Origin of the sequence: Nonomuraea sp. NPDC048826, from assembly GCF_043198225.1 — a bacterium.
Lineage (GTDB): Bacteria > Actinomycetota > Actinomycetes > Streptosporangiales > Streptosporangiaceae > Nonomuraea.
This window is the reverse complement of record NZ_JBICUQ010000007.1, coordinates 322,811-349,389: the sequence shown is the minus strand read 5'-3', so window position 1 is coordinate 349,389 and position 26,579 is coordinate 322,811. Positions and strand designations below refer to the sequence as shown.

The 26,579-nt window shown below is 72.1% G+C and carries 26 protein-coding genes; 19 read left to right on the top strand and 7 right to left on the bottom strand.

The genetic code is table 11. The annotated features are described in order from the left end of the window. Nucleotides 1–22 precede the first annotated feature (22 nt). Complete coding sequence (dop, locus tag ACGFI7_RS26495) at nucleotides 23–1,537, top strand: depupylase/deamidase Dop (protein WP_393409264.1); 1,515 nt, start codon at nucleotides 23–25, stop codon at nucleotides 1,535–1,537. Between the two features lie 15 nt (nucleotides 1,538–1,552). Here dop and ACGFI7_RS26490 read toward each other — a convergent pair whose 3' ends face one another. Next, nucleotides 1,553–1,957 carry a hypothetical protein gene (locus ACGFI7_RS26490; RefSeq protein WP_393409262.1) on the bottom strand — a complete coding sequence of 135 codons (405 nt, stop codon included), beginning with the start codon at nucleotides 1,955–1,957 and terminating at the stop codon, nucleotides 1,553–1,555. A 152-nt stretch (nucleotides 1,958–2,109) separates the two neighbouring features. Here ACGFI7_RS26490 and ACGFI7_RS26485 point away from each other — a divergent pair, with 152 nt between their 5' ends. Next, on the top strand, nucleotides 2,110–2,319 hold the full coding sequence (locus ACGFI7_RS26485; RefSeq protein ID WP_148432818.1) for a ubiquitin-like protein Pup: 210 nt from the start codon (nucleotides 2,110–2,112) through the stop codon (nucleotides 2,317–2,319). Between the two features lie 304 nt (nucleotides 2,320–2,623). Here the strand turns inward: ACGFI7_RS26485 and ACGFI7_RS26480 are convergent, their stop codons facing one another. Both ACGFI7_RS26480 and ACGFI7_RS26475 read right to left on the bottom strand, forming a co-directional pair. Further along, the gene (locus ACGFI7_RS26480; protein ID WP_393409260.1) at nucleotides 2,624–3,679 is read right to left on the bottom strand and encodes a DNA polymerase IV; all 1,056 of its coding nucleotides are present in this window, start codon (nucleotides 3,677–3,679) and stop codon (nucleotides 2,624–2,626) included. Between the two features lie 55 nt (nucleotides 3,680–3,734). Further along, nucleotides 3,735–5,099 (bottom strand): extracellular solute-binding protein, encoded by a 1,365-nt coding sequence (locus ACGFI7_RS26475; protein WP_393409259.1) that lies wholly within the window; start codon nucleotides 5,097–5,099, stop codon nucleotides 3,735–3,737. Between the two features lie 170 nt (nucleotides 5,100–5,269). On the opposite strand from ACGFI7_RS26475, the gene prcB reads away from it, so the two are divergent. From prcB to ACGFI7_RS26435, 8 genes are all read left to right on the top strand, one after another. Next, on the top strand, nucleotides 5,270–6,115 hold the full coding sequence (gene prcB, locus ACGFI7_RS26470) for a proteasome subunit beta (protein WP_393409257.1): 846 nt from the start codon (nucleotides 5,270–5,272) through the stop codon (nucleotides 6,113–6,115). A 21-nt stretch (nucleotides 6,116–6,136) separates the two neighbouring features. Beyond that, entirely contained in the window at nucleotides 6,137–6,961 is an 825-nt protein-coding gene (prcA, locus tag ACGFI7_RS26465) for a proteasome subunit alpha (RefSeq protein WP_393409255.1), read from the top strand. 98 nt (nucleotides 6,962–7,059) lie between these two features. Continuing rightward, nucleotides 7,060–7,575: a hypothetical protein gene (locus ACGFI7_RS26460; protein WP_393409567.1), complete on the top strand. Its 516-nt coding sequence runs from the start codon at nucleotides 7,060–7,062 to the stop codon at nucleotides 7,573–7,575. A gap of 62 nt (nucleotides 7,576–7,637) precedes the next feature. Beyond that, nucleotides 7,638–8,996 (top strand): Pup--protein ligase, encoded by a 1,359-nt coding sequence (gene pafA, locus ACGFI7_RS26455; RefSeq protein WP_148031426.1) that lies wholly within the window; start codon nucleotides 7,638–7,640, stop codon nucleotides 8,994–8,996. 92 nt (nucleotides 8,997–9,088) lie between these two features. Further along, a complete protein-coding gene (locus ACGFI7_RS26450) occupies nucleotides 9,089–10,006 on the top strand; it encodes an FKBP-type peptidyl-prolyl cis-trans isomerase (RefSeq protein WP_393409254.1) in 918 nt (305 codons plus the stop codon). 431 nt (nucleotides 10,007–10,437) lie between these two features. Further along, a complete protein-coding gene (locus ACGFI7_RS26445; RefSeq protein ID WP_393409253.1) occupies nucleotides 10,438–11,367 on the top strand; it encodes an FKBP-type peptidyl-prolyl cis-trans isomerase in 930 nt (309 codons plus the stop codon). 89 nt (nucleotides 11,368–11,456) lie between these two features. Then, a complete protein-coding gene (locus ACGFI7_RS26440; RefSeq protein WP_393409252.1) occupies nucleotides 11,457–12,101 on the top strand; it encodes a helix-turn-helix transcriptional regulator in 645 nt (214 codons plus the stop codon). Between the two features lie 33 nt (nucleotides 12,102–12,134). Continuing rightward, on the top strand, nucleotides 12,135–12,614 hold the full coding sequence (locus ACGFI7_RS26435; RefSeq protein ID WP_393409251.1) for a DUF3291 domain-containing protein: 480 nt from the start codon (nucleotides 12,135–12,137) through the stop codon (nucleotides 12,612–12,614). Here the strand turns inward: ACGFI7_RS26435 and ACGFI7_RS26430 are convergent. Continuing rightward, nucleotides 12,560–13,660 (bottom strand): DUF3866 family protein, encoded by a 1,101-nt coding sequence (locus ACGFI7_RS26430; protein ID WP_393409250.1) that lies wholly within the window; start codon nucleotides 13,658–13,660, stop codon nucleotides 12,560–12,562. The genes ACGFI7_RS26435 and ACGFI7_RS26430 overlap by 55 nt on opposite strands. Nucleotides 13,661–13,697: 37 nt before the next feature. Here ACGFI7_RS26430 and ACGFI7_RS26425 point away from each other — a divergent pair, with 37 nt between their 5' ends. The 7 genes from ACGFI7_RS26425 to ACGFI7_RS26395 all read left to right on the top strand — a co-directional run bounded on the left by ACGFI7_RS26425 (nucleotide 13,698) and on the right by ACGFI7_RS26395 (nucleotide 20,813). Beyond that, nucleotides 13,698–14,684 carry a helix-turn-helix transcriptional regulator gene (locus tag ACGFI7_RS26425; protein WP_393409249.1) on the top strand — a complete coding sequence of 329 codons (987 nt, stop codon included), beginning with the start codon at nucleotides 13,698–13,700 and terminating at the stop codon, nucleotides 14,682–14,684. Continuing rightward, complete coding sequence (locus ACGFI7_RS26420; protein ID WP_393409247.1) at nucleotides 14,681–15,646, top strand: helix-turn-helix transcriptional regulator; 966 nt, start codon at nucleotides 14,681–14,683, stop codon at nucleotides 15,644–15,646. Before ACGFI7_RS26425 ends, ACGFI7_RS26420 begins: the two co-directional genes overlap by 4 nt. After that, nucleotides 15,643–15,798 (top strand): hypothetical protein, encoded by a 156-nt coding sequence (locus ACGFI7_RS26415; protein WP_393409246.1) that lies wholly within the window; start codon nucleotides 15,643–15,645, stop codon nucleotides 15,796–15,798. Before ACGFI7_RS26420 ends, ACGFI7_RS26415 begins: the two co-directional genes overlap by 4 nt. Nucleotides 15,799–15,867: 69 nt before the next feature. Further along, entirely contained in the window at nucleotides 15,868–16,191 is a 324-nt protein-coding gene (tatA, locus tag ACGFI7_RS26410; RefSeq protein WP_393409244.1) for a Sec-independent protein translocase subunit TatA, read from the top strand. Nucleotides 16,192–16,220: 29 nt separating this feature from the next. Next, nucleotides 16,221–17,093 carry a twin-arginine translocase subunit TatC gene (gene tatC, locus ACGFI7_RS26405; RefSeq protein ID WP_393409243.1) on the top strand — a complete coding sequence of 291 codons (873 nt, stop codon included), beginning with the start codon at nucleotides 16,221–16,223 and terminating at the stop codon, nucleotides 17,091–17,093. Between the two features lie 17 nt (nucleotides 17,094–17,110). Continuing rightward, entirely contained in the window at nucleotides 17,111–17,998 is an 888-nt protein-coding gene (locus ACGFI7_RS26400) for a diacylglycerol/lipid kinase family protein (RefSeq protein WP_393409242.1), read from the top strand. Nucleotides 17,999–18,077: 79 nt separating this feature from the next. Then, nucleotides 18,078–20,813, top strand: coding sequence for a DEAD/DEAH box helicase (locus tag ACGFI7_RS26395; protein ID WP_393409241.1), 2,736 nt, complete (start codon nucleotides 18,078–18,080; stop codon nucleotides 20,811–20,813). A gap of 45 nt (nucleotides 20,814–20,858) precedes the next feature. On the opposite strand, the gene ACGFI7_RS26390 is transcribed toward ACGFI7_RS26395, so the two are convergent. After that, nucleotides 20,859–22,289, bottom strand: a complete 1,431-nt coding sequence (locus tag ACGFI7_RS26390; RefSeq protein WP_393409240.1) for an RNB domain-containing ribonuclease — start codon at nucleotides 22,287–22,289, stop codon at nucleotides 20,859–20,861. 87 nt (nucleotides 22,290–22,376) lie between these two features. Here ACGFI7_RS26390 and ACGFI7_RS26385 point away from each other — a divergent pair, with 87 nt between their 5' ends. Continuing rightward, nucleotides 22,377–23,210 (top strand): aminoglycoside adenylyltransferase domain-containing protein, encoded by an 834-nt coding sequence (locus ACGFI7_RS26385; RefSeq protein WP_393409239.1) that lies wholly within the window; start codon nucleotides 22,377–22,379, stop codon nucleotides 23,208–23,210. Between the two features lie 3 nt (nucleotides 23,211–23,213). Here ACGFI7_RS26385 and ACGFI7_RS26380 read toward each other — a convergent pair whose 3' ends face one another. Both ACGFI7_RS26380 and ACGFI7_RS26375 read right to left on the bottom strand, forming a co-directional pair. Beyond that, on the bottom strand, nucleotides 23,214–24,107 hold the full coding sequence (locus ACGFI7_RS26380) for a 5'-3' exonuclease H3TH domain-containing protein (protein WP_393409566.1): 894 nt from the start codon (nucleotides 24,105–24,107) through the stop codon (nucleotides 23,214–23,216). Beyond that, the gene (locus ACGFI7_RS26375; RefSeq protein WP_393409238.1) at nucleotides 24,107–25,297 is read right to left on the bottom strand and encodes a PP2C family protein-serine/threonine phosphatase; all 1,191 of its coding nucleotides are present in this window, start codon (nucleotides 25,295–25,297) and stop codon (nucleotides 24,107–24,109) included. The genes ACGFI7_RS26380 and ACGFI7_RS26375 overlap by 1 nt, the downstream gene beginning before the upstream one ends. A gap of 127 nt (nucleotides 25,298–25,424) precedes the next feature. Here ACGFI7_RS26375 and ACGFI7_RS26370 point away from each other — a divergent pair, with 127 nt between their 5' ends. Continuing rightward, on the top strand, nucleotides 25,425–26,519 hold the full coding sequence (locus ACGFI7_RS26370) for a M24 family metallopeptidase (RefSeq protein ID WP_393409565.1): 1,095 nt from the start codon (nucleotides 25,425–25,427) through the stop codon (nucleotides 26,517–26,519). Nucleotides 26,520–26,579: the final 60 nt, after the last annotated feature.

The window sequence follows — 26,579 nt, the reverse complement described above, 5'->3', positions numbered from 1 at the left end:
TCCGGACGAACAGAGGGTGCGCATGACGGTGCGTCGGGTGATGGGCATCGAGACCGAGTACGGCATTTCCGTACCTGGTCAGCCAGGCGCCAACGCGATGGTGACCTCCTCACAGGTGGTCAACGCGTACCTGGCCGCGTCCGCGGCCAAGGCGCGCAGAGCGCGGTGGGACTTCGAAGAGGAGAACCCGCTGCGCGACGCCAGAGGGTTCGACCTCGCCAGAGAGGTCGCCGACCCCAGCCAGCTGACCGACGAGGATCTCGGCCTCGCCAACGTCATCCTCACCAACGGGGCCAGGCTCTACGTCGACCACGCCCACCCGGAATACTCGACGCCGGAATGCACCAACCCGCGCGCCGCCGTCATCTGGGACAAGGCGGGCGAGCGCGTCATGTACGACGCCGCGCAGCGGGCCAGCGCCATCCCCACCAACGCGCCCATCCAGCTCTACAAGAACAACACCGACGCCAAGGGCGCCAGCTACGGCTGCCACGAGAACTACCTCATGCGGCGCGCCACGCCGTTCGCCGACATCGTCCGCCACCTGACCCCGTTCTTCGTCTCCCGGCAGGTCGTCGTCGGCGCGGGCAAGGTGGGCATCGGCCAGGACTCCCGCGGCGAAGGCTTCCAGATCAGCCAGCGGGCCGACTTCTTCGAGGTCGAGGTGGGCCTGGAGACCACGCTCAAGCGGCCCATCATCAACACCCGCGACGAGCCGCACGCCGACCCCGAGAAGTACCGGCGGCTGCACGTCATCATCGGCGACGCCAACATGTCGGAGATCTCCACCTACCTGAAGCTCGGGTCGACCGCGCTCGTGCTCGCCATGATCGAGGACGGCTTCCTGACCCGCGACCTCACGGTCGAGAACCCCGTCCAGGCGCTGCGCGCCGTCTCCCACGACCCCAGCTGCCGCTACGAGATCCCGATGCGCGACGGCCGCAAGCTCACCGCCGTCCAGCTGCAGATGGAGTACTTGGAGCAGGCCCGCAAGTACGTCGAGGAGCGCGAGACCGCGCAGGACGAGATGAACAAGGACGTCCTCGACCGCTGGGAGTCCGTCCTCACCCGGCTCGCCGAGGACCCGATGCAGCTGTCGAAGGAGCTCGACTGGGTCGCCAAGCTGGAGCTCCTCGAGGGCTACCGCAGCCGTGACGGCCTGTCCTGGTCGCATCCCCGGCTGCAGCTCGTCGACCTGCAATACTCCGACATCCGGCCCGACCGCGGCCTCTACAACCGGCTCGTCGCCCGCGGCCGCGTCCAGCGGCTGGTCAGCGAGGAAGAGGTCCAGCGCGCCGTCGAGAACCCTCCCGCCGACACCCGCGCGTACTTCCGGGGCCGCTGCCTGCGCCAATACAGCGAGTCCGTGGCCGCCGCCTCCTGGGACTCCGTCATCTTCGACATCCCGGGCAGGGAGTCTCTCCAGCGTGTGCCCACTCTGGAGCCCCTGCGCGGCACCAAGGCCCACGTCGGCGAGCTCTTCGACCGCTGCCGCACCGCCGCCGACCTCGTCGCCGCGCTCACCGGCGGCGAATGACCCCGTGGCGGGGGCTCACAGCAGCCCGATGCCCAGCGTCAGCGTGCCCGCCGCCAGCGAGGCGCCGCCCAGGAACGTCAGGTAGATCAGCTTGCTCGGCTTGGTGTCGCTCGGCCGCACCACCGACAGGAAGAACCCGAGCGGCATCAGGATCGGCGCGGCCACGATCGCCGCGCGCACCAGCCCCTTGACCGGGTCCGACAGGTCCGCCTGATCCACGTACACCATCGCGACCAGGCTGAACAGCACCAGCACGCCCGCGTGCGCGTGCCCGGCCCGCCACAGGCCGCGCCGTACCGGGTTGTCCAGGTAGCCGGGAACGTTCCGCATCAGGAACTGCAGCAGCGACACGCCGCCGTAGGCCACTCCGGGGACGGTGATGAGCAGAATGCCGGCCATGGTGAGCGAAGCGGGTGACATCGCGGAACCTCCTGTGTCGTCGGGGCTCTCAGTATTGGATAGTAGTGCTATCCAGTCAAGTGGGTAAGGTCGGGGGACGATCGGCGCGAAATGTCGGGCCGTTCGGGGAAGATATGAGCTGAGAGGCAAGTCCCCCGACATGGAGGTAGGGCATGGCTACGAAGGACACCGGCGGGCAGAAGCAGGCCGGTCGGCGCGAGTCCGAGGTCGAGGAGACCGAGGCGTCGGCGGCGCCGGACGTCCAGGAGCGCCAGGAGAAGCTCACGGACGATGTCGACGCGATTCTGGATGAGATCGACGAGGTTCTCGAGGAGAACGCAGAGGAGTTCGTGCGCTCGTACGTCCAAAAGGGTGGAGAGTAGGGCCAACACGAGAGCTTGGGCTGTCGCCACCGGACCAGCCGGGTCCGGGGCGTCCTCTGCCACACCCGCGCGAACGGGCCCGGCCACTTCGGCGACAGCCTGGTGGCGCTGAAGTCGGCCGCCCGCATCCGCCCGCCATCCGCCCACAGCCGCCGAGACGCTGAAGCCGCCCGCCGTCCGCCAGGGCAGCCACCGTGCCAGCCACGGTGCCAGCCACCGTGGCAGTCGCCGTGGCGCGCCCGGGTGATCCCTGCCGCACTGCCGCGTGACGATCCCGCGGTCCGGACCGACCGGAGCAGGTGGATCACCGGGCGGGCGAGGCGCGACCCGCGTCAGGCATCTCGTAGTCGGTCCCGACGCCGAGGAGGCGTACGGGCCGGTCAAGATCGAAGCGGGCCAGGGCGTCGAGGGCGGCGCCGACGACGACGCCGAGATCGGTGGTGGGGGAGGGGAGCGTCGTCTGCCGGGTCCGGGTGAGGAACGGCGTGAAGCGGACCTTGACGGTGACGCGGACGATGACGCGGCCGGCCTCCGCCGCGTCGGCGGTGACGTGCCGGGCGAGCCCGGTGACCTGCTCGGCGATCTCGCCGGGGTCGGTGAGATCCTGCCGGAACGTGGTCTCGCGGCTGTGGCCCCGGGGGACCCACGGGGTGGTGACGATCTCCGCCTCGCCCTTGCCGAGCGCGAGATAGCGCAGCCAGGGGCCGTTGGTGGGGCCGAAGCGGGCCGCGAGCTCCGCGGGGTCGGCGGCGGCCAGCTCGGCGACGGTGCGCAGCCCCATCTCGGCGAGCTTCCTGGCGGTCTTGGCGCCGATGCCCCACAGGGCGTCGGTGGGCCGGTGGTTCATCTGCCGGGCCCAGGTGTCGCCGGTGAGCCGGTGCACCCCCGCGGGCTTGGCGAAGCCCGAGGCGAGTTTGGCCTGGTGCTTGTTGTCGCCGATGCCGATGGAGCACGACAGCTCGGTGCGCTCGCGTACGGCTCGCTGGATGTCCAGGGCCAGCCCCTCGGGGTCCTCGGTGCGGGCGCCCAGGAAGGCCTCGTCCCAGCCCCAGACCTCGACGTCGGCGGGAAACCCGCGCAGCACCGCCATGACGCGGGCCGAGGCGGCTTCGTAGGCGGGCGGGTCGCTGGGCAGGAAGACGGCGTCGGGGCAGCGCCGCAGGGCGGTCCGCAGGGGAGTGCCGGAGTGCACCCCGTGGGCGCGGGCCTCGTAGGTGGCGGTGGCGGCGACCGTGCGCGAACGCGTGGGGTCGCCGTCGCCGCCCACGACCACCGGCAGGCCGCGCAGCTCCGGGTGGCGCAGCAGCTCGACGGCCGCGATGAACTGGTCGAGGTCGACGTGCAGGACCCAGGTCCTCATGGATCCAGTATCCGTCCGGGGCGCGGCGTGGTCCGGCGCGCCCCGGGACGCGCGCTCAGCCGCTGACGTTGGCGGCGCCGCCGACGATGCCCTCCAGTTTCGCCTGGTAGGCGGCGGCCGCCTCGTCGGCGCTCTTGCCCGACACGACGTCGGCGGTGGCCTCCTGCAGGGCGACCGACACCTGCGGGTAGACGGCCAGGCCGGGGCGGTAGGCGGTGATGGGGAGCACCTCCTCGGCGATGTACCTCAGCATCGGGTCGCCGGAGAGCACCTCGTCGTTGACGTCGGTGCGGGAGCTGATGCGCACCTGGCCGGCGAGCTGCGACTTGGTGGCCTCGGCCCCGTGCATGAACGCCAGGAGCTCCCAGGCCAGCCGCGGGTTCTCGGAGTTGGGGTTGAGCACGCGGACGGCGCCGCCGGACATGCTGGCGTGGTCCTGGCCGCGGATGCCGGCGCCGGGCTCCCTGGCGGGGATCATGGTGTAGCCGACGACCTGGTCGCGGTCCTTCATCGGGGCGATCCCGGCGTTGGGCTCGATGACGGAACGCCAGAAGTAGTCGCCTTCGAGCAGGATGGCGATCTTGCCGTCGGCGAACTGGGTGAAGGACTTGTCGCGGCCCTTGGCCTCCTGCTGCAGCTTGGGGTCGCCGAGGCCGCTGCCGCCGTAGATCCGCTCGTACAGGCCGAGCACGTCCTTCATGGCCTGGGACGCGCCGGTCCACTTGCCCTGACCGTAGATCTCGGCGCCGGCGCCGGTGAGCAGCGGGAGCACGCCCTGCATGGTCGTGGCCTCGCCCATCGCGGTGCCGGCGTTGAGCTGGATGGGCGTGGGCACCCCGGCGGACTTGAGCTTCTCGCCGGCGTCGATGATGTCCTGCCAGCTCTCCGGCTGCCAGTCGGCCGGCAGCCCGGCCTTGGCGAACAGGGTCTTGTTGTAGAACAGGACGCGCCCGTCGGTGCCCTGCGGGAGGCCGTACTTCTTGCCGTCGAAGATGCCGAGCCCCTGCACGGCCTGCGGGATCTGCGACCAGCCCTCCCACGAGTCGACCCCGGCGCCGCCCACCTCGGTGAGCGGCTTGATGTAGCCGGCCTGGGCGAACTCGCCGACCCAGATGCCGTCCACGTCGATGACGTCGGCCCCGGCCCCGGACTTCAGATCGAGCGCGAGCTTGGTCTTGTACTGCTCGTCGTCGACGCCGCTGGGCTGGAAGAGCACCTTCACGTTCTGGTGGGTCTTCTCGAACTCGGGGATGACCCAGTTCCTGATCCAGTCGGCGGACTCGGAGTTCTTCCCGCCGGAGATCGCGTTGGCGGCGATGGTGAGGGTGATGGTGCCGCCCTCGGCGGGAGTGCCGGTGCCGCAGGAGGCGAGCGCGAGGGTGGCGGCGGCGATGAGCACGGGCAGGCGGGGGATGCGCATGTCGTCCTCCTGTTCAGGACGTGCAGACATACCGACAATCGCACGGGCGTTGCGGGGCGTAAAGAAACGATCTGATGAACGGTTCGCCCTGAGCTGATCGTGGGAAGTGCAGACAGCGACGCAACACCAGTAGGGTCGGCTCAGGAACATCGAATTGGGGAGGGAGTCGCGTGGCTAAGAGGGATCTGCCCGCCGGCTTGATGAGCCAGCTTTTCCAGAACAACGGAAGTTCCTCGTTCACCGATTTCGTGAGCGCGTACGCGCCCGAGTTGCTGCCCCGCAGGGACGAGGTGCTGGCTACGCCGATCGGAGACCAGGTTCCGCACGCGACCACGATCGTGGCGGCGACGTTCGCCGGCGGGGTGGTGATGGCGGGCGACCGGCGCGCCACCTCCGGCAACATCATCTCCCAGCGGGACGTGGAGAAGGTGTTCCGCACCGACGACTACTCCTGCATGGGCATCGCCGGCACGGCCTCCACCGGCATCGAGATGGCCCGCCTCTACCGCGTGGAGCTGGAGCACTACGAGAAGCTCGAAGGCCGCACGATGTCGGTCAAGGGCAAGGCCAACCGGCTGGCCACGATGATCCGCGGCAACCTGGCGATGGCGATGCAGGGGCTGGTGGTGGTGCCGCTGTTCGCCGCCTACGACCCCGACCGCGACGAGGGCCGGATCTTCAGCTACGACGTGGCGGGCGGGCCCTACGAGCGCGAGCGGTTCGACGCGATCGGCTCGGGTTCGATCTTCGCGCGGGGCGCGCTGAAGAAGCTCTACCGCGACGGGGCGTCGGCCGACGACATCACGATGGCGCTCATCCAGGCCCTGTACGACGCGGCCGACGACGACTCGGCGACCGGCGGGCCCGACATGACGCGGAAGATCTTCCCGATCGTGTCGGTGATCGACGCCGACGGCTTCCGCCGGCTGACCGATGAACAGGTGTCGGAGTACGTGCAGCAGATGCTCGACGCGCGCCTGATCGCTCCCGACGGCCCCATCGCCCCGCTGCGCTAGAAAGGACCCTCACCCGTGTCCATGCCTTTCGGATATGCGTCCCCTGAGCAGATCATGCGGGACAAGGCGGACTACGCGCGCAAGGGCATCGCGCGGGGCCGCTCGGTGGTCGTGCTGCAGTACGTCGACGGCATCCTGTTCGTCGCGCCCAACCCGTCGCGCGCGCTCCACAAGATCAGCGAGATCTACGACCGGATCGGGTTCGCCGCGGTCGGCCGCTACAACGAGTTCGAGGAGCTGCGGCTCGGCGGCATCCGCTACGCCGACATCAACGGCTACTCCTACGACCGCTCCGACGTGACCGGCCGCGGTCTGGCCAACCTGTACGCGTCCAACCTCGGCCGCATCTTCACCGAGTCGATCAAGTCGCTGGAGGTGGAGGTCGTGGTCGCCGAGGTGGGCGACGCGCCCGACGGCGACGCGATCTACCGGCTGACGTTCGACGGCTCGGTCTTCGACGAGCACGGCTTCGCGGCGATGGGCGGCCAGGCCGACGCGGTGCTGGGCCGGCTGAAGGAGCACTACCGCGAGTCGATGTCGCTGTCCGACGCGCTGGAGGTGGCGCTGACGGCGCTCACCGAGCCGGGCGGGGACCGGCCGCCGGTGGAGCAGCTGGAGGTCGCGGTGCTCGACCGCAACCGCGAGCACCGCAAGTTCAAGCGGCTGGCCGGCGCCCAGCTCGACCGCCTGCTGGCCGCGTCGGGCCCGGCGACCCCCCCCGCAGCGGAGTCCCCGGCCGAGTCCCCGCCCGAGTCCCCGGCCGAGCCGCCCTCGGCGGACTCGGCCGAGAAGCCGCCGCCGACCGGTCCCGAAGGCCCGTTCGACGACGGCTCGCCCCCGCTGTAGCGGTTCTCTCTCGTACGCGGCCCCGGGTGTGACGTGGATCACGCCGGGGGTCGCCGAACCGCGACGCCGGATCGGCCATCCAACGACCCGTGAACACCATGATCCGCGTCATCCTCGCCGGCGGCGCCGCCGCGGCGATGCTCGTGACCTCCTCCGTGGCGGCCGAGGCCGTCGCGACCCCGCGCTACAAAGCGCCCAAGATCTTCGGCACCACCTTCCAGGCCGACCCCCGGCACGACTTCACCAGGTCGCCGCACCCGCGCCGCAACGGCATCCTGCGCGGCTGGATCACCTACGTGCGCGGCGGCGGCGTGGCCGAGTACGAACCCATCCGATGGAAGAAGGGCAAGGTCACCGAGGGCTCCTTCGTCGGCCCGCCCGAGGGTGACGTGCGGGTCTACGCCTCGCCCATCGCGAAGAACGTGGTCTTCCTGTCGGCGCTCGGCTGCGGCCAGAAGATGACCGGCCTGACCGTCGACCGCCGCACCGGTCTGGGCCGCAAGCGCTGCCCGCGCGCCGACCTCATCAAGCGGGCCAAGGGCGGCGAGCGACCGGCGCTCATCACCGTGCACAAGGGGAAGATCGTGCGGGTTCAGGAGATCTTCACGCCCTGACACCGGAAAACACCGGGCGGAGATCTCTCCCGCTTCCCCATCGGGGGGCATAGTGTGAGGTGATGGATCGTCGCATCTTCGGGCTGGAGAACGAGTATGGCGTGACCTGCACGTTCAGGGGCCAGCGCAGGCTGTCCCCGGACGAGGTCGCGCGCTACCTGTTCCGGCGGGTCGTGTCCTGGGGCCGATCGAGCAACGTCTTCCTCCGCAACGGCGCACGTCTCTACCTGGACGTGGGCAGCCATCCTGAATACGCAACCCCCGAGTGTGACAACGTCATAGAGCTGGTCACCCACGACAAGGCGGGTGAGCGGATCCTCGAGGGCCTTCTGGTCGACGCCGAGAAGCGGCTGCGCGAAGAGGGCATCGCGGGAGACATCTATCTGTTCAAGAACAACACCGACTCGGCCGGCAACTCCTACGGCTGCCACGAGAACTACCTGGTGGGCCGGCACGGCGAGTTCGGCCGGCTGGCCGACGTGCTCATCCCGTTCCTGGTCACCCGGCAGATCATCTGCGGCGCGGGCAAGGTGCTGCAGACGCCCCGCGGCGCCGTCTACTGCGTGTCGCAGCGGGCCGAGCACATCTGGGAGGGCGTCTCCTCGGCGACCACCCGGTCGCGGCCGATCATCAACACCCGCGACGAGCCGCACGCCGACGCCGAGCGGTTCCGCCGCCTGCACGTCATCGTCGGCGACTCCAACATGAGCGAGACCACGATGCTGCTCAAGGTCGGCGCGACCGACCTGGTGCTGCGCATGATCGAGGCCGGCACCGTGATGCGCGACCTGACCCTGGAGAACCCGATCCGGGCCATCCGGGAGGTGTCCCACGACATGACCGGCCGCCGGCGGGTGCGGCTGGCCAACGGGCGCGAGGCGTCCAGCCTGGAGATCCAGCAGGAATACCTGTCCAAGGCACAGGACTTCGTCGACCGGCGCGGTGGCGACGCCATCGCCCACCGGGTGCTGGAGCTGTGGGAGCGCACGCTGCGCGCGGTCGAGACCGGCGACCTCGACCTGGTGTCCCGCGAGATCGACTGGGTGACCAAGTACCAGCTGATCGAGCGCTACCGCAAGAAGTACGACCTGCCGCTGTCGTCGCCCCGGGTGGCGCAGCTCGACCTCGCCTATCACGACGTCCACCGCAAGCGCGGCCTCTACTACCTGCTGCAGAAGCGCGGCTCGGTGGAGCGGGTGGCGTCCGACCTGAAGATCTTCGAGGCCAAGTCGGTGCCGCCGCAGACGACCAGGGCCCGGCTGCGCGGCGAGTTCATCCGCAAGGCCCAGGAGAAGCGGCGCGACTTCACCGTCGACTGGGTGCACCTCAAGCTCAACGATCAGGCCCAGCGCACGGTGCTGTGCAAGGACCCGTTCCGCAGCGTCGACGAGAGGGTGGACAAGCTCATCGCGGGCATGTGAGCGGCCGGGGTTGACAGCGCGGGTTTACCTCGGGCCTACCCTGCTTCGGGTAGGGTGACGCGAATCTGACCGTCTGTTCCCGAGGACAATCCATGCGCCGCGCTCTGGCCGCTCTGGCCGCCGTGCCTCTGCTCTTCTTCGCCGCCGCCTGCGGCGGTTCCGATACGGCTAGCACCGGAGACGGGTCCGCGGGGGTGAAGGTCACCGGTCAGGCGGGCGCCAAGCCGACGGTGACCTTCCCTTCCGGCGCGCCCGCCACCAAGTCGTCGTACAAGGTCCTGGAGGCCGGCACCGGTCCCGCGGTGAAGTCGGGCGACCAGATCGTCGTCAACCTCACCGTCTGGAACTGGGACGGCAAGGACAACGCCCTGCAGGGCTCCACGTACGACACCAAGACGCCGGAGACCCTCCCGGTGAACGAGCAGCTGCCGCAGCTGCTGCGTGACGGCTTCACCAAGCTCAAGCACGGCGGCCGGCTCCTCGCGGTCATGGCCAACGACCTCACCACTCCGGCCGCCGGGCAGACGACGCCGGCGGAGCCGACGAAGGTGTTCGTCATGGACGTGATCGGCACCCAGCCCAAGGCCGCCTCCGGCACCGAGACGGGCGAGACCCTCGAGGGCGTCGAGGTGAAGAACCCGGGCGGCGAGCAGGCGCCCACGCTGACCACCAAGACCTCCGACAAGCCGTCCAAGAAGCTCGTCGTCAAGACGCTCATCAAGGGCGAGGGCGCCCCGGTCAAGCCCGAGCAGACGCTGTCCGTCCACTACACCGGCAAGATCTGGGGCACCGACAAGGAGTTCGACTCCAGCTGGGGCCGGGGCGAGCCGGCCTCGTTCGCGCTGAGCCAGGTCATCAAGGGCTGGCAGCAGGGCCTCGCGGGCGTGCCGGTGGGCAGCCGCGTGGTGATGAGCATCCCGCCGGACCTCGGCTACGGCGCGCAGGAGCAGCAGGGCATCCCGGCCAACAGCACGCTGGTGTTCGTGGTCGACATCCTGGCAGCCAACTGACGGGTGTGGCCTTCGTACGGGCGTGTCCTCGCTTGCGGGGGCACGCCCGTCGGCGTTCGGGGCTGTCTGTTTCGTCCTGGTCGGTCGCATCCCTGACGGCCGTCGTGGCGGCGCGGTAGCATCGCGGGGCTCGCGTACGGCGCGAGCGTGATCAGCCCGGATCCGCCGAGCCCCCGGCTTCCGGGGGAGGCGCACGCCCGCGCGGGGAGGTCACCCGGTTGCCCAGCCCTCACGCCGCGTCCCCCCGGCCGATCGGGCCGGGCCTGCGGCGCGGTGAGGTCCCGGTGACGGGTCGCCCGGCATCGGCCTGGCCGGTGAGGACACGAGGACGCCGCGCGTCGGAAAGACCTGCGGGCTGGAAGGGCCGGGTCGTCGCGCTCGTGTTCCCGTTCGTCGCACTCATGACCGCGTGCACCGGGGAGGAACCGGAAGTGGCCGGGCCACGGGTCGCGGGGGTCTTCGGCGCGCGGCCCACGATCACCTTCCCGGCCGGTCCGCCGCCCGCCGGCGTGCACGTGACGGAACCGGCCACGGGCGAGGGTGCGCCCCTGGAGCCCGGCGGCGTGGCCGTCGTCCAGTACACCGCCCATCTGTGGGACGGCCGCGAGAACCGCCTCCTCGCCTCGACCTTCAACCGCGGCACCCCCACCGCCTTCCCGCTCGGCGCTCTTCCTCCGGGCCTGGACACCGCCCTCGAGGGCCGCCGCGCGGGCAGCCGCGTGACAGCCGCCATCCCCCTGCGGGCCGGATCATCGGGTGACGGCCACGTACGCTCCAGCACCCCGTACCACCCCGCCTCCGGAACCCTGTCTGAGACCGCCGCGTCCGGCCCCGCCTCCGGGACCGGGCCAGGGAGTATGGGCGTAAGCCCTGCCTCCGGAAGCGCGTCCGGGGCCGCGGATCTGTTCTACGTCATCGACATCCTCGGGGCGCACCCCGCTGGGGCCGTTGTCGAGGCCGGGGCAGGGGCCGTGGCCGGGGTGCGGGTCGGGGGTGGGGCGGTGCCCGCGCTGGAGATTCCCGAGGGGGAGCCGCCGGAGCGGATGGCGGTCGCCGTGCTGGCGCGGGGCGCCGGGCCGCCGGCCGGGACCGGGCGGCTGCTGGTGGTGCAGTACGCGGGCGCGACGTGGAGCGACCGCCGGGTCTTCACCTCCACCTGGGAACGCGGCCGCCCCGAGGCTGTCACGATCGGGGACGGGAGCGTCATCGCGGGCTGGAACCGCGCGCTGGCCGACGTCTCCGCCGGGAGCCGGGTGGCCATGGTGGTGCCGCCAGGGGACGCGTACGGGGACACCGGGACCGACGCCGTCCCGCCGGGGGAGACCCTGGTGTTCGTGGTGGACGTGCTCGCCGCCTACTGACTTGCGCCGACGGCCGCCCGCCTGGTGTGCGACGCCCGCACCCTGAAGCAGGTCCGGAAGAGGCTGGGAACCGTCCTAGACTCCGGGCTGTGAGCGACGACGACCTCGATGCCCTCGGCCTGCTGCACGATCCCGTACGACGCAGCCTGTACGAGGCGGTGGCCGGGGGCGGCGGCGAGGTGGGCAGGCAGGAGGCGGCGGAGGCCGCCGGGGTCTCCCGCACCCTCGCCGGGCACCACCTCGACAAGCTCGTCGAGGCGGGGCTGCTGGAGAGCGGCTTCCGCCCGCAGGAGCGGAAGGGGCCGGGCAGCGGCCGGCCCGCCAAGGTCTACCGCAGGGCCGCGGGCGAGCGGTCGGTGAGCCTGCCGCCGCGCGACTACGGCACGCTCGCCTCCGTGCTCGCCGGCGTGGTGGACGCGCTCGGCGCCGAGGAGCAGGCCGAGCACGCCGCCCGTCAGGCCGGCGAGCGGCTGGGGCGGCGCGGCGGCGGCAGGCCCGTGGAGGAGGTGCTGCGCGAGCGCGGCTACGAGCCGTACGCCGAAGGGGCCGTCCTGCGCATGCGCAACTGCCCGTTCCACGTGCTCTCGCGCGAGCAGCCGCTGCTCGTCTGCTCCATGAACCTGGCCCTGTGCCAGGGCCTGCTCGACGGGCTGGGCGACGACCCGGGGCGGGCCAGGCTGGATCCGCGGCCGGGGGAGTGCTGCGTCGCCCTTTCTAAAACAAATGAAGATTGACATAGAAGGTCCAGGGATGGTTCGCTGAACGTCATGCATCTCGCCCAGCTCAACATCGCCCATCTGCGCGCCCCCATCGACTCGGCCGAGCTGGCCGAGTTCGTCGCGCTGCTCGAACCGATCAACACGCTCGCCGACCAGGCCCCGGGCTTCGTGTGGCGGCTCAAGGAGAGCGAGACCGACCCCACCGCGACCGTGGTGCACGACTACGGCGACCACCTGCTGGTCAACTTCTCGGTGTGGGAGGACCTCGACACGCTGTGGAACTACGTCTACCGCAGCGGTCACCTGGAGGTGCTGCGCCGCCGCCGGGAGTGGTTCCACCGGGTGGCGGAGTCGTACATGGTGATGTGGTGGGTGCCCGACGGCGTCATCCCGTCGCTCGCCGAGGGGATGGCACGGCTGGACCGCCTCAGGACCGAAGGGCCGGGCCCCGAGGCGTTCACGTTCAAGGACTCCTACACCAGCAGCGAGGCCGCCAGCCTGCCCGCCGCCGCCGAGGCCAGGAAGTAGGGCAGGTCCTCCTCCAGCCCCCGGCCCATCGTCGACAGCCGCACCGGCGACCCGCGCAGCGCCTCGTGCAGGCCGTCCACCTCGACCGGCACCAGCTCGTGCCGGACGGCCAGCAGCTCGGCCTGGTCGCGCACCCGCTCCCCGAACGCCCCCGGCAGGATCGGCACCGGCACCCGGGCCCGGGCCAGCGCCACCCGGCCGTAGGCGGTCAGCGAGTGGTGCGAGATCCCGTAGTGGCGCTCCCGCCGGTCGCCCTCGCTCACCCGCAGTGCCGCGACCGGCCGGCCGAGCAGCACCGAGGCGGCGTTGACCGCCTCGCCGGCCGACACCCCGGAGAACCCCCACCGGGTCCCCGAACCCAGGTTGCCCGGCCCCTGCGCGACCACCGCCACGTCCGCGCCCAGCACGTGGCGGGCCGCCAGCAGTCCCGTGTGGGTGGTGACCGCCTCCACGTCACCGCCGAACGCCTGGCCCACCGTGACCGTCCCGGCCAGCCAGCCCTGCTCCCGCAGCGCCGCCGCCGACATAGAGAACCACGCGGGCAGCGCCCCGCCGTCCTGCATCACGTACGCGACCCGCACCTCGCGGCCGGCGTCCGCGTACAGCCCGCACAGGATCGGCGCCAGCGCCGAGTGCAGGTCGGCCACCACCACCGGCATCCCGTCGACCGAGTCCGCCTCGCGCAACGTCTCATGGTGCGGCGAGTCCTGCTCGTCCGCGCCCAGCACCGTGGCCTGCAACGGCGTGTAGCGCGCCTTCACCAGGTGCCCGGGACCTCGCGGATCTTCCGGCAAACGGTTCGGCACGGCCACCACCATGGCGTAACCTCCCGTACCGAGACCCATCGCGAGTGCCGTCGTGTTGAGCAGCACCTCGTCGCCGGGCTCGGGGCGGCCCACCAGAGACGGGTAGGCCAGCGCCCGGCACGGCACGCCAGGCTCCGAGCCGGGCGGGCCGTCCTCCTCGGGGACGGCGACATCCAGTTCCATCGCTCCCGGCCACTCGCGCCGGATCCGTACGACCTCGCCCTTGCGCCATCTGATCACGGGGGCAGGGTAGCGTCGTTGAAGGAGGAGTGAGCAGATGTCGCGCCGTAAGACCGAGCGGTTGCTGAATCTGGTGATCTGCCTGCTCGCCACCCGCCGTCCGCTGCCGGCCGAGCAGATCAGGCAGGCGGTGCCCGGTTACGACCGCGAGAGCGACGAGGCATTCCAGCGGATGTTCGAGCGCGACAAGAACGAGCTGCGCGAGATCGGCATCCCCATCGACGTGGTGCGCGATCCCTGGGAGGACGAGCCCGGCTACCGCATCGAGCGGCAGTCCTACGAGCTGCCCGAGATCACGCTCGAACCCGACGAGGCCGCCGTCCTGGGCCTGGCCGCCCAGGTGTGGCAGCGCGCCAGCCTGGCCGAGGCGGCCTCGGGCGCGCTGCTGAAGCTGCGCGCGGGCGGCGTCCACACCGACGACGCGCTCGGCGGCGGCATCGGCGGGGGCATCGGGGGCGGCATCGGGGGAGGGGCGCTGGAGCTGCGCGTCGACACCCGCGACCCGGCGTTCCCCGCGCTGTGGCAGGCGGTGCGCGACCGGAAGGTGGTCAGGTTCGACTACCGGAGCGCGGGCAGCGAGAACGTGCGCAGCCGCACCGTCGAGCCGTGGGGCGTGGTGAGCCGCCGCGGCCGGTGGTACCTCGCGGGTCACGACCGCGACCGCGAGGCGCCGCGCGCCTTCCGGCTCAGCCGCATCACCGGCCAGGTCACCACCGTCGGCAAGGCCGGCGCGGTCGAGGTGCCCGAGGGCGTCGACCTGCGGGCCATGGTGGCCTTCCCGGACGAGCCGGCCCAGGAGCGGGTCGCGGTGGTACGCGTCCGCCACGGCGCCTGCGAGGGGCTGCGGCAGCTGGCCAAGGCCGTGCGCCCCGGCGGTGACGGCTGGGACGAGGCCGAGCTGCCCTTCACCGATCCAGAACGGCTGGCCGGATGGATGGCCAGCCTCGGCTCCGACGTCGAGGTGGCCGGGCCGCCCGACGCGCGCGAGGCCGTCATCCGCCGACTGAAGGGGGCGCTGGCGTGAGCGGATCCGCCGACCGGCTGCCGAGGCTGCTGGCTCTCGTGCCTTACCTGATGTCCCATCCGGGCGCCCAGGTGGGAGAGGTGGCCGAGGTGTTCGGGCTGACCGAGAAGCAGCTCATCGACGACCTGCAGCTGGTGTGGATGTGCGGGCTGCCCGGCCACACCCCCGGCGACCTCATCGACGTCTCCTGGGACGGCGGCGAGATCCTCATCGACAACGCCGACACCATCGCCAGGCCGCTGCGGCTCGGCATCGACGAGGCCAGCGCGCTGCTGGTGGCGCTGCGGATGCTCGCCGCCACCCCCGAGCTGGCCGAGGTGCCGGGCGACGCGCTGCCCCGCGTGGTGGCCAAGCTGGAGCGGGCCGCCGGCGAGGGCGCCGCCGCCGTCAGCAGCCAGGTGGCCGTCGACGTCGACGCCGCCCCCGACGCGCTGCCCCGGGTGCGCGAGGGGCTGACCAGGAAGCGGCGGCTGTCGCTGCGCTACTACGTGCCGGGCCGCGACGAGGTGACCCCGCGCGAGGTCGACCCGATGCGCATCGTGGTCGTCGACGGCCGCACCTACCTGGAGTGCTGGTGCTACCGCGCCGAGGCGATGCGGCTGTTCAGGCTCGACCGGATGCTCGGGGTCGAGGTGCTCGACGAGCCCGCCGACCCGCCCGCCGGGGCCGAGCCGATCGACGTCGCCCAGGGCGTGTTCAGGCCGTCGCCCACCGACGAGCTGGTGGAGCTGGAGGTCACCGCCGCCGGGCGGTGGGTCGCCGAGTACTACCCGTGCGAGCAGGTCACCGAGCTGGGCGAGGGGCGGCTGCGGATCGCGCTGCGCGCCCGCGACGACGACTGGATACTCAAGCTGGCCCTGCGGCTCGGCGACACCGGCCGCGTCGTCTCGCCGCCGCGGACGGCCGAGCGGGTGCGTGAGGAGGCCGAGCGGGCTCTCGGGCTGTACGCTCGCCAGGCATGACATGGATCCTGGCGTCGATCGGGCTCGGCGTGGCCGGCGTGGCCGTGGTGGGGGTCGCGGCGGTCCGGGTCAGCACCGCCGCAACCGAGCTGAACAGGACAATTAATAACATTCGCCATCATTTCGATCGCAATGAGGATGCGGGGGGATGAGGCAGCGGCGCGGGCAGCGTACGATCGGGGGGAAAGACCGCACCTCGCTCTCACCATGAAGGACGTCACATGAACTTGGGAGCTCCGGAGATCATCCTGATCCTGGTGGCCCTGGTCCTCCTCTTCGGGGCCAAGAAGCTGCCGGATCTCGCTCGTGGCGTCGGCCGGTCCCTGCGCATCTTCAAGGCGGAGACCAGCAAGCTGACCGATGACGACGACGACAACAAGCCGACCGTGGTGCAGGCCCAGCCGCAGCCGCAGGCGCAGCCGGCGCCTCCGGCGCAGCTGCACGCCGCCCCCGGGCCGGAGCTGTCGGCCGAGGAGCAGGCCCGCCAGCTGGAGGAGCAGGCCGCGCGCCTGCGCGCCGCCGCCCAGGCCGACAAGCGTCCCTGACCCCGTCCCCTCGTCCCCAGGACTCATCGATGGCGCTGCTGAGAAGGTCACGGCCCAAGGCGGAGCGCGACACCGAGGGCCGGATGCCGCTCATGGACCACCTCCGTGAGCTTCGCAACCGCCTGCTGATCGCGCTGGCGGGCGTCACGGTGGGCGTGATCCTCGGCTGGATCGTGTCCGGGCCGGTGTGGGAGGTCCTCAAGGAGCCCTACTGCTCCACCGCCCAGTCGCACCAGCTCACCGGCGAGTGCAGCCTCACCTACAACGGCATCTTCTCGTCCTTCTTCATCACGCTGAAGATCTCGCTGATGGTCGGCCTGGTGCTGTCGTCGCCGGTCTGGCTCTACCAGATCTGGGCGTTCGTCACCCCCGCGCTCTACCGCGCCGAGAAGCGCTACACGATGACGTTTCTGGGGCTGGCCGTGCCCCTGTTCGCCGTGGGCGCGGCGCTGTCCTACCTGATCATGGACACCGCGCTGGGCTTCCTGCTCGGCTTCAGCCTCGAGGGCACGGTCGCGACCATCGCGATCGACCAGTATCTCGACTACGTCCTGATCATGCTGCTGATCTTCGGGGTGTCGTTCGAGCTGCCGCTGCTGCTGGTGTTCCTCAACCTCATCGGGGTGCTGCCGCACGCCACCGTGGCCAAGCACCGGCGGCTCGTCATCTTCCTGATGTTCGTCTTCGGCGCGGTCGTCACCCCGGGCGGCGACCCGATCACCATGATGGCGCTGGCCGCCCCGATGATCGTGCTGTTCGCGGCGGCGGAGCTGTTCATGTACCTGCGCGAGAAGCGGCAGCCGGCGAGCGAGTTCGACCACCTGTCCGACGACGAGGCCTCGCCGATCGAGCCCGACCCGGCCGACCGGACACTCGAAGAGGATTCCGGAACCGCGCGGTAGGCGGTAGGTTCCGGGGCGTGGCCCCCCATCTCGCCCTGCTCGTCAACCCCACCGCACGCGGCGGAAGGACGCTCCGCCTGCTCGAGCCGGTCGCCCGCAGGCTGCGCGCGGGGGGCGCCGAGCTGTCCGTGATCGTCGGCGACGACGCCGCCGACGCGCTCGACCGGGCCTGCCTCGCGGTCGCCGAGCGGCCGGACGCGCTCGTCGCCTTCGGCGGCGACGGGCTCGTCCATCTGGCCGTGCAGGCGGTGGCCGGCACCGACGTGCCGCTCGGCATCATCCCCGCCGGCACCGGCAACGACATCGCGGCCGCGCTCGGCCTTCCGCACAAGGACCCGATCGCCGCGGCCGGAGCCATCCTGCGGATGCGGCCGAGGGCCGTCGACGCCGCCCGGATCAGCACCGGCGAGGGTGAGGAGCTGTTCGCCGGGGTGGTGTGCTGCGGGTTCGACTCGCGGGTCAACGAGCGCGCCAACCGGCTCACCTGGCCGCCCGGCATGGCCCGCTACCTGCTGGCCACCGCGCAGGAGCTGCGCGCGTTCACGCCCATCCCGTTCCGGGTCACGCTCGACGACGGCGAGCCGTTCGAGCGGGAGGCGATGCTGGTGGCCGTGGGCAACACCTGCTCCTACGGTGCGGGGATGCGGGTGTGCCCGGACGCGCTGCCCGACGACGGGCTGCTGGACGTGATGATGGTGGAGGCGCTGGGCAAGGCCGAGTTCGTGCGGGTGTTCCCCAGCGTCTACCGCGGCACCCACGTGGGCCACCGGGCCGTCACCGTCCGGCGGGCCAGGAAGGTGCGGCTGGAGGCGCCCGGCGTGGTGGCCTACGCCGACGGGGAGCGGATCGGGCCGAGCCCGGTCACCTGCGAGGTGCGGCCGGGGGCACTGACCGTCCTCGGCTGACCGTACTTTGTAAAGGCGCTCGGACAGGACAATCACCGCGGGGCCCGACCGGAATGGCGGTTTCGGTAGGCTGGCGCTTATGACAACGCCAGCGGAGCGCTACGCGGCCTTCCGTCAGAAATACTCGGGGGACGCGCCCGCGCTCCGATCGTTCCGGGGCCTGTACGAGTTCGAGCTCGACGACTTCCAGATCGACGCCTGCCGGGCGCTGGAGGCGGGCGACGGCGTGCTGGTGGCGGCTCCCACCGGGTCGGGCAAGACGGTCGTCGGCGAGTTCGCCGTCCACCTGGCCCTGGAGCAGGGCCGCAAGTGCTTCTACACCACCCCGATCAAGGCGTTGTCCAACCAGAAGTACAACGACCTGGTCAAACGGTACGGCACCGCCAAGGTCGGCCTGCTGACCGGCGACAACAGCATCAACGGCGAGGCGCCCATCGTCGTCATGACGACCGAGGTGCTGCGCAACATGCTCTACGCCGGCTCGGCCACGCTGGCCGGGCTGGGCTTCGCCGTCATGGACGAGGTCCACTACCTGGCCGACCGGTTCCGCGGCGCGGTCTGGGAAGAGGTCATCATCCACCTGCCGGAGTCGGTCCGGCTGGTGGCGCTGTCGGCCACGGTCAGCAACGCCGAGGAGTTCGGCGAGTGGCTCGGCGAGGTGCGCGGCGACACCACGGTGATCGTCGACGAGCACCGCCCGGTGCCGCTGTGGCAGCATATGATGGTCGGCAACCGCATCTACGACCTGTTCATGGCCGAGGACGACGTGCCGCGCATCAACCCGACGCTGATGCGGGTCACGCGCGACGCCGAACGGCTGATGGCCGGCCGCCGCGGGCGCGGCTACGGCCGGCCCACCCGGGCCAGGCCGCCCGACCGGGCGCAGGTGATCGAGAAGCTCGACGCCGAGGCGCTGCTGCCCGCCATCACCTTCATCTTCTCCCGCGCGGGCTGCGACGCGGCCGTGCAGCAGTGCCTGTACGCGGGCATCCGGCTCACGACCGAGCGGGAGCGCCACGAGATCCGCCAGCTGGTCGACGAGCGCACCGCCCACCTGCCCGACGAGGACCTGGCCGTGCTGGGCTACCTCGAGTGGCGCGACTGCCTGGAGCGCGGCCTGGCGGCCCACCACGCGGGCATGCTGCCGGCGTTCAAGGAGGTCGTGGAGGAGCTGTTCACCCGCGGCCTGGTCAAGGCGGTGTTCGCGACCGAGACGCTGGCCCTGGGCATCAACATGCCGGCCCGCAGCGTGGTCATCGAGAAGCTCGACAAGTGGAACGGCGAGACCCACGCCGACCTCACCCCCGGCGAATACACCCAGCTCACCGGGCGGGCCGGGCGGCGCGGCATCGACGTCGAGGGCCACGCGGTGGTGCTGTGGCAGCCCGCCATGGACCCGCTGTCGGTGGCCGGCCTGGCCGGCACCCGCACCTACCCCCTGCGCTCCAGCTTCCAGCCCTCCTACAACATGGCCGTCAACCTGGTCGGCCAGTTCGGGCGCGAGCGGGCCAGGGCGCTGCTGGAGGAGTCGTTCGCGCAGTTCCAGGCCGACCGGGCGGTCGTCGGGCTGGCCAAGCAGCTGCGCAAGCAGGAGGAGGCGCTGGAGGGCTACCAGGAGGCGATGACCTGCCACCTGGGCGACTTCGGCGAGTACGCGACGCTGCGCAGGCGGCTGTCCGACCGGGAGGCCGAGCTGGCCCGCCAGCGGGGCTCGGCCCGGCGCGCGGCGGCGGTGCGCTCGCTGGAGGCACTGGAGCCCGGCGACGTGATCCGGGTGCCCGGCGGCCGGCGGGCCGGGCTGGCGATCGTGCTCGACCCGGGCCGCAACCCGCGCGGCAGGTCGGTGGCGACCGGGCCCACGCCGCTGGTGCTGACCATCGGCAAGCAGGTCAAGAAGCTCGACCCGGCCGACTTCCCGGTGCCGGTCGAGCCGCTGGAGAAGATCCGCATCCCGAAGAACTTCAACGGCCGCTCGCCGAAGGAGCGGGCCGACCTGGTCTCCACCCTGCTCGCCAAGATCGGCGACCGCGACCTGGGCAAGCCGCCCCGGGTGCGCGATCACGCGGTGGAGGACGAGGAGGTCAACGACCTGCGCCGGCGCATCCGGCAGCATCCCTGCCACGGCTGCGACGAGCGCGAGGACCACGCCCGCTGGGCCGAGCGCTACCACAAGCTGCTGCGCGAGACGCAGGGGCTGCGCCGCCGGGTGGAGGGCCGCTCCCACGTCATCTCGCGCACCTTCGACCGCATCTGCTCGGTGCTGGAGCAGCTGGGCTACCTCGACGGCGAGCACGTCACCGACGAGGGCCGCCGCCTGGGCCGCCTCTACACCGAGCTCGACCTGCTGACCGCCGAATGCCTGCGCAGCGGCCTGTGGGAGGAGCTCGACCCGGCGGAGCTGGCGGCGTGCGTGTCGGCGCTGGTGTTCGAGTCGCGTCAGTCCGACGACGCGCGCAGGCCGAAGATCCCCGCCGGGCGGGCGCAGGACGCGCTGACGGCCATGATCCGGCTGTGGGGCGAGCTGGAGGGCATCGAGGCCGACCACGGCCTGTCCACCATCCGCGAGCCCGATCTGGGGTTCGCCTGGGCGGCGTTCCGGTGGACGAAGGGCCACAGCCTCGACGCGGTGCTGATGGAGGGCGTCAACGGCAACGAGCTGGCCGCCGGCGACTTCGTCCGCTGGATCAAGCAGCTGATGGACCTGCTCGGCCAGCTCGGCGACGCGGCCCCGCCGGGCAGCGCGATCAGGCAGACCGCGACGAAGGCCGTCGACGGGATGCGGCGCGGGGTGGTGGCGTACTCGTCGCTGGTGTGAGCCGCGCCCTGTCCAAGGCTCGGGGTTGGTCTCAGGGGCGCGGGCTCAGGGCTGCTCAGGGAGGGCGAAGCGGACCTCGCGGGTGGCCGGTTCGGCGCGTACGAGCCGTACGGTGACATTCTCGCCCAGCGGCAGCTCGCCGTCGCAGCGCGCGATCACCGCCGGGTCGGCGAGCTGCACCAGCCCGCCGCCGCGCTCGTCCACGTCGACCACCATCGCGGGGAACTCCTGCCCGATCCGGTCGCGCAGCAGGTAGGCCTCGGCGAGGTCGACGCAGGCCCGTTCGGCCGCACTCGCGCGCCGGCCGGAGACCGCCATCAGCTCGGGCAGCTCGGCCAGCGCCCGGCGCACGTCCGACGGCACCGGCTCGCCCGCCGCGATCGCCAGGCACACCTCGGTCGCGTACCGGTCCGCCAGCCGCCGCAGCGGGGCGGTGACGTGCGCGTACGGGGCCGCGACCGCGGCGTGCTCGGCCAGCTTCGGCGGCGCCCCGTCGAAGGCCGCGTATCCGGCGCCGCGCAGCAGCACCCGCGCCTCGTGCAGGAACGCCGCGTGCCGGGGCGCCTTGGCGTCCAGGTCGTGCACCACCGCTCCGTAGCCGGCGCCTTCGGGCCACGGCACGTCCAGGGCCCGCGCCACCCGGCGCACCCGGTCGAGGTCGGCGGGCCGGGGCGCGGGCAGCACCCGCAGCAGCCCGATCTCCGCGTCCAGCATCAGCTGCGCCGCCGCCAGCCCGGCCAGCAGCGACAGCTGGGCGTTCCACGCCTCGGCGGGCAGCGGCAGCCGGTATTCCAGCCGGTAGCCGTCGTCGGCGGGCACCAGCTGCTGCTCCGGCGTCGGCAGCGTCACGCCGCCCCGGGCGCGCTCCAGCTCCAGGCGCAGCCTGCCGATCTCGGCCAGCAGGCCGATCGGGCCGTCGGCGGTGCCCGTCTCGACCGCCGCCTGCACGTACTCGTAGTCGAGCCGCTCGCGGCTGCGCACCCGCGCCCGCAGCACGTCGACGCCGACCGTGCCGCCGTCGCCGTCGAGGTCGATCCGCCAGACCACGGCGGGACGCTCGGCGCCCGGCAGCAGGCTGGCCGCGCCCTCCGACAGCACCCGCGGATGCAGCGGCACGTTGCCGTCGGGGAGGTAGACGGTGGCGCCCCTGGCCCGCGCCTCGGCGTCGATCACGCCGCCGGGGCGGACGAACGCGCCCACGTCGGCGATCGCGTACCAGACCCGGTAGCCGCCGCCCAGCCGCTCCAGGTGGAACGCCTGGTCCAGGTCCATCGAGCCGGGCGGGTCCACGGTGACGAACGGCAGCTCGGTCAGGTCCTCGCCGCCCGGTCTGGGCACCTGGGCCACCCAGGCGGCCTCCTCGGCCACCTTGGCGGGGAAGGCGTCGGGCAGTTTCAGCTCGCGCCGGATCCGGACGAACCCGTCTTCGAGGCGGGCGGGCACCCCGGCCGGGACGCGGATCATGGTCGTCGACACGGGATCAATCTATCGGGCCGAGCGACTGGTGGCATTCAACCCTGAATGTCGGGATTCGCCACCGGCAGGTGTGGAAATCTTGATCCCATGCTTCCAGCGGACGCGACGCCTGCGATCTCCCGCTACCTGGCCGCGGCCGACCGCCTGCTGCCGGGGCGGATCCGCGGCTTCTACCTGGTCGGCTCGATCGCGCTGGGCGCCTGGCGGGAAGGGCGCAGCGACATCGACTTCGTCGCCACCGTCGACGGCGACCTCAGCGAGCGGGACATCCGCCGGCTGGCGCTCCTGCACAAGGCGGGCAACGTCACGGCGGCCTGGCAGGCCCTGGTCCGGGCCCGGCCGTCCATCCCGGGCACGGTGAACGGCGTGTTCGTCGCGGCGCGCGACCTCGGCGAGCCGGTCACGCGCATCCGCCCGATCGCGTCCCACAGCGGGCCCTCCTTCCAGCGGGGGAGAGGGTTCGAGGCGAACCCGGTGGTGTGGAAGATCCTGCTGGAGAAGGGCGTCACCGTACGCGGGCCGGCGCCCGGCGAGCTGGGCCTCGACCCGGAGCCGCACCGGCTGCGCGACTGGAACCTGCGGCAGCTGCGCGGCCACTTCGCCGGATGGGCCGCCGCGGCGCTGTCGGCCAAGCCCCCGCGCAAGCCGCTGCAACCGGCTCACCGGGTGGCGCTGTCCAAGGTGCTGGACCTGCCCCGGCCGCACCACACGATCGTGACCGGCGAGGTGATCTCGAAGGAGGACGCGGGGCGGTACGCGCTGGAGACCTTCGACGCCCGCTGGCATCCGCTGATCCGCCTCGCGCTGGCCCGCCGGCTCGGGCTGCCGACGCCCCTGAACGACCCGCGCGGGCTGCCGCGCCGGGTGGGCGAGTTCGCCCAGGAGGTGATCGCGAGCGCGGAAGGCGCCCGGCCACGCTGAAGGTCAGCGGCTCAGCACGTCCAGCAGCCGGTTGAGCGGGCCGTCGAGCCCGTAACGGTCGGCCAGCGCCACCAGCGCCTCCGGGTCGCGCGGCTTGACCGGCAGGCTCAGGTCGACGTCGGGCAGCGGCGCGTCGTGCGCGACCTTGACCACCACCGGCGCGGTCTCCAGATAGTCGCGGGCGGCGGCCAGCTTGTTGCGTGCGCCCGCCGGGAACCCCTCGGCGCCGCCCCCGTCGAGCGCCTCCAGCATCGCCGCCAGCGAGCCGAACCGGGTGATCAGCGCCGCCGCCGTCTTCTCGCCCACGCCCGGCACCCCAGGCAGGCCGTCGCTCGGGTCGCCGCGGAGCGTCGCGAAGTCGGCGTAGCCACGGCCAGGGATGCCGTACTTGGCGCTCACCCACGCCTCGTCCACCAGCTGCAGGTTGCGCACGCCGCGCGCGGTGTAGAGGACCCGCACCGGGCGGGCGTCGTCGACGAGCTGGAACAGGTCGCGGTCGCCGGTCACGATGTCGACCGCGCCGGCGGCCTGGTGGGTGAGCGTGCCGATGACGTCGTCGGCCTCGTAACCCGGCGACTCCGGCCGGGGGATGCCGAGCGCGTCCAGCACCTGCTCGATCACCGCGATCTGCGGCACCAGCGCCTCCGGCACCTCCTCGACGTCACCGTGGGCGACCCGGTGCGCCTTGTACGAGGGCAGCGCCGCCACCCGGAAGGCGGGCCGCCAGTCGGCGTCCATGGTGGCCGCCAGCTCCGTGGGGGAGTGGCCGCGCACCAGCGTGGCGATCATGTCGATCAGCCCCCGCACCGCGTTCACCGGGGTGCCGTCGGGCGCGGTGATCGTCTCAGGGATGCCGTAGAAGGCGCGGAAATACAGCGAGGGGGTGTCCAGAAGCATCAGCACGTGCCCAGTATGCCCACCGCGAGCAGACACGCGTCGTCTTCCGGGTTCGGTCCGCCGATGTCTTCCAGCAGCCGGTCCAGGCCCTCGTCCAGGTCACGGCCAGGCAGCTTGCACGCCGCCGTCATCACCAGGTCCAGGCCCTCGTCGATGTCGCGGGTGCGCCGCTCCACCAGCCCGTCGGTGAACATCAGCACCAGGTCGCCGCTCCGCAGCCGGGTCCTGGCCAGCTGGTAGGGCACCTCGCTGGTGGCGCCGAGCAGGACGCCCCGGGGCGGCGAGAGCCTGCTGGCCACCCCGTCGCGGACCAGCACCGGCGCCAGGTTGCCGGCCTGGCCCCAGGTGAACACCCGGGTCGCCGCGTCCAGATGACCGATGATCGCCGTCGCCGTGGTGTCGGCGAGCCGGTGCAGCACCAGGTCGTTCAGCCAGGACAGCAGCCGGTTCGGCGGCTCGCCCGTCATCGTGAGCCCGACCAGGGCGTGCCGGAGCTGGGCCATGTGCGCGATCGCGGGCAGGCCGTGACCGGACACGTCGCCGATGGCCAGCAGCGCCCGCCCGTCAGGCAGCGCCGCCGCCTCGAACCAGTCGCCGCCCAGGCTCGCCGTCTTCTCCGCCGGTACGTACCGGACCGCGATCCTGGTGTGCGGCAGGTCCAGGCAGCCGGCCGGCTCGGGCAGGATCGCCTCGCGCAGCGCCAGCATCACGTGCCGCTCCTCGGCCGCCTGCACCCGCGCCTCCAGCAGCTGGCGGCGCGACTCCGACATGATCCGCTCGGCCCGGCGGCGGCCGGTGATGTCCTGGATCACCCCGTGCACGCCGGTCGGCCCACCGGGCGCCATCAGCGGCTCCAGCACCATCCGCAGGTTGCGCACGTCGCCGGCGGCCCGCCGGAGGCGGAACTCGGCCTGCACCGGCTCCACGCCCTGCGTCACCGTCCACAGCAGCTCGTCCAGCGCCGCCAGGTCGTCGGGCTCGACGTAGGCCGCCAGGTCCGCCAGCGGCAGCGGGCCCTGCGCCGGGTCCCTGCCGAAGATCGCGTACACCTGCTCGGACCAGACGATGCCGCCGGTGCGCAGGTTCCACTCGGCCCAGCCCATGTTGCCCAGCCGCTGGGCGTGCGCCAGCCGGGCGGCGAGCAGCTCGGAGTCGCCGTCGAGCATGCTCACGCACCTCCGGGCAGCCATGGGGAACAGGACAATTGGCATCACAGTACGTGACGATTCGCGTGCGCAGGGTGCCGGGGGATTGCGGCGTGGTGAGAGCTTTCCGCGGATTTTAGGCGAGTAGATTAAGCCTGTGACGTCCTCAGACTTGTATCCCGTGTCCCGTCTGGCCGCCGTGCAGGAAGCCACCGCCAAGGCCGGCGTCGACGCCCTGCTCCTGACTCCGGGCCCCGACCTGCGCTACGTCAGCGGCTACGACGCCAAGCCGCTGGAGCGGCTGACCTGCCTGGTGGTGCCCGCCGCGGCCGACCCGTACATGATGGTGCCGAGGCTGGAGCTGCCGGCCGCGCAGGCCTCGCCCGCCTCCCGGCTGGGCCTGGAGTTCGTGGCGTGGGACGAGACGGACGACCCGTACCTGATCGCCGCCGACCGGCTGGGACGGGTCGCCAAGGTCGGCGTGGCCGACCGCATGTGGGCGATGGCGTCGCTGCGCTTCCGCGACGTGCTGCCGGACACCGAGCAGGTGCTCGCCGGCAGCGTGCTGCGCGAGCTGCGGATGCGCAAGTCGCCCGCCGAGGTGGCCGCCCTGCGCGAGGCCGGCGAGGCGATCGACGAGGTGCACCGGCAGGTGCCCGGCTTCCTGCGGGCCGGCCGCACCGAGCGCGAGGTGGCGCGCGACATCGCCGAGGCCATCCTCGCCTCCGGCCACACCTCCGTCGACTTCACCATCGTCGCCTCCGGCCCCAACGGCGCCAGCCCGCACCACGACGTGTCCGACCGCGTGATCCAGGCCGGCGAGCCCGTCGTGGTCGACATCGGCGGCCAGATGCCGAGCGGCTACTGCTCCGACTCCACCCGCACCTACTGCGTCGGGGAGCCGCCGGCCGAGTTCGCCGCCTACTACGAGGTGCTGCGCCGCGCCCAGGACGCCGCCTGCGCGGCCGTGCGTCCCGGCGTGTCGTGCGAGTCGGTCGACGCCGCCGCCCGCGACATCATCGCCGAGGCCGGCTACGGCGACCACTTCATCCACCGCACCGGCCACGGCATCGGCGTCGAAGGCCATGAGGACCCGTACATCGTCGCCGGCAACGGCGAGCCGCTGGAGCCCGGCTTCGCCTTCTCCGTCGAGCCCGGCATCTACCTGTCGGGAGCCCACGGGGCGCGGATCGAGGACATCGTGGTGTGCACCGAGTCCGGCGTCGACCGGCTCAACGTCACGACCAGGGAGCTGGTCATCGTCTGATCACGCGGCCGCGCCGGGATTGTCGGGGGTGATCGCTAGCGTCCGTGGCATGCCCGTCGC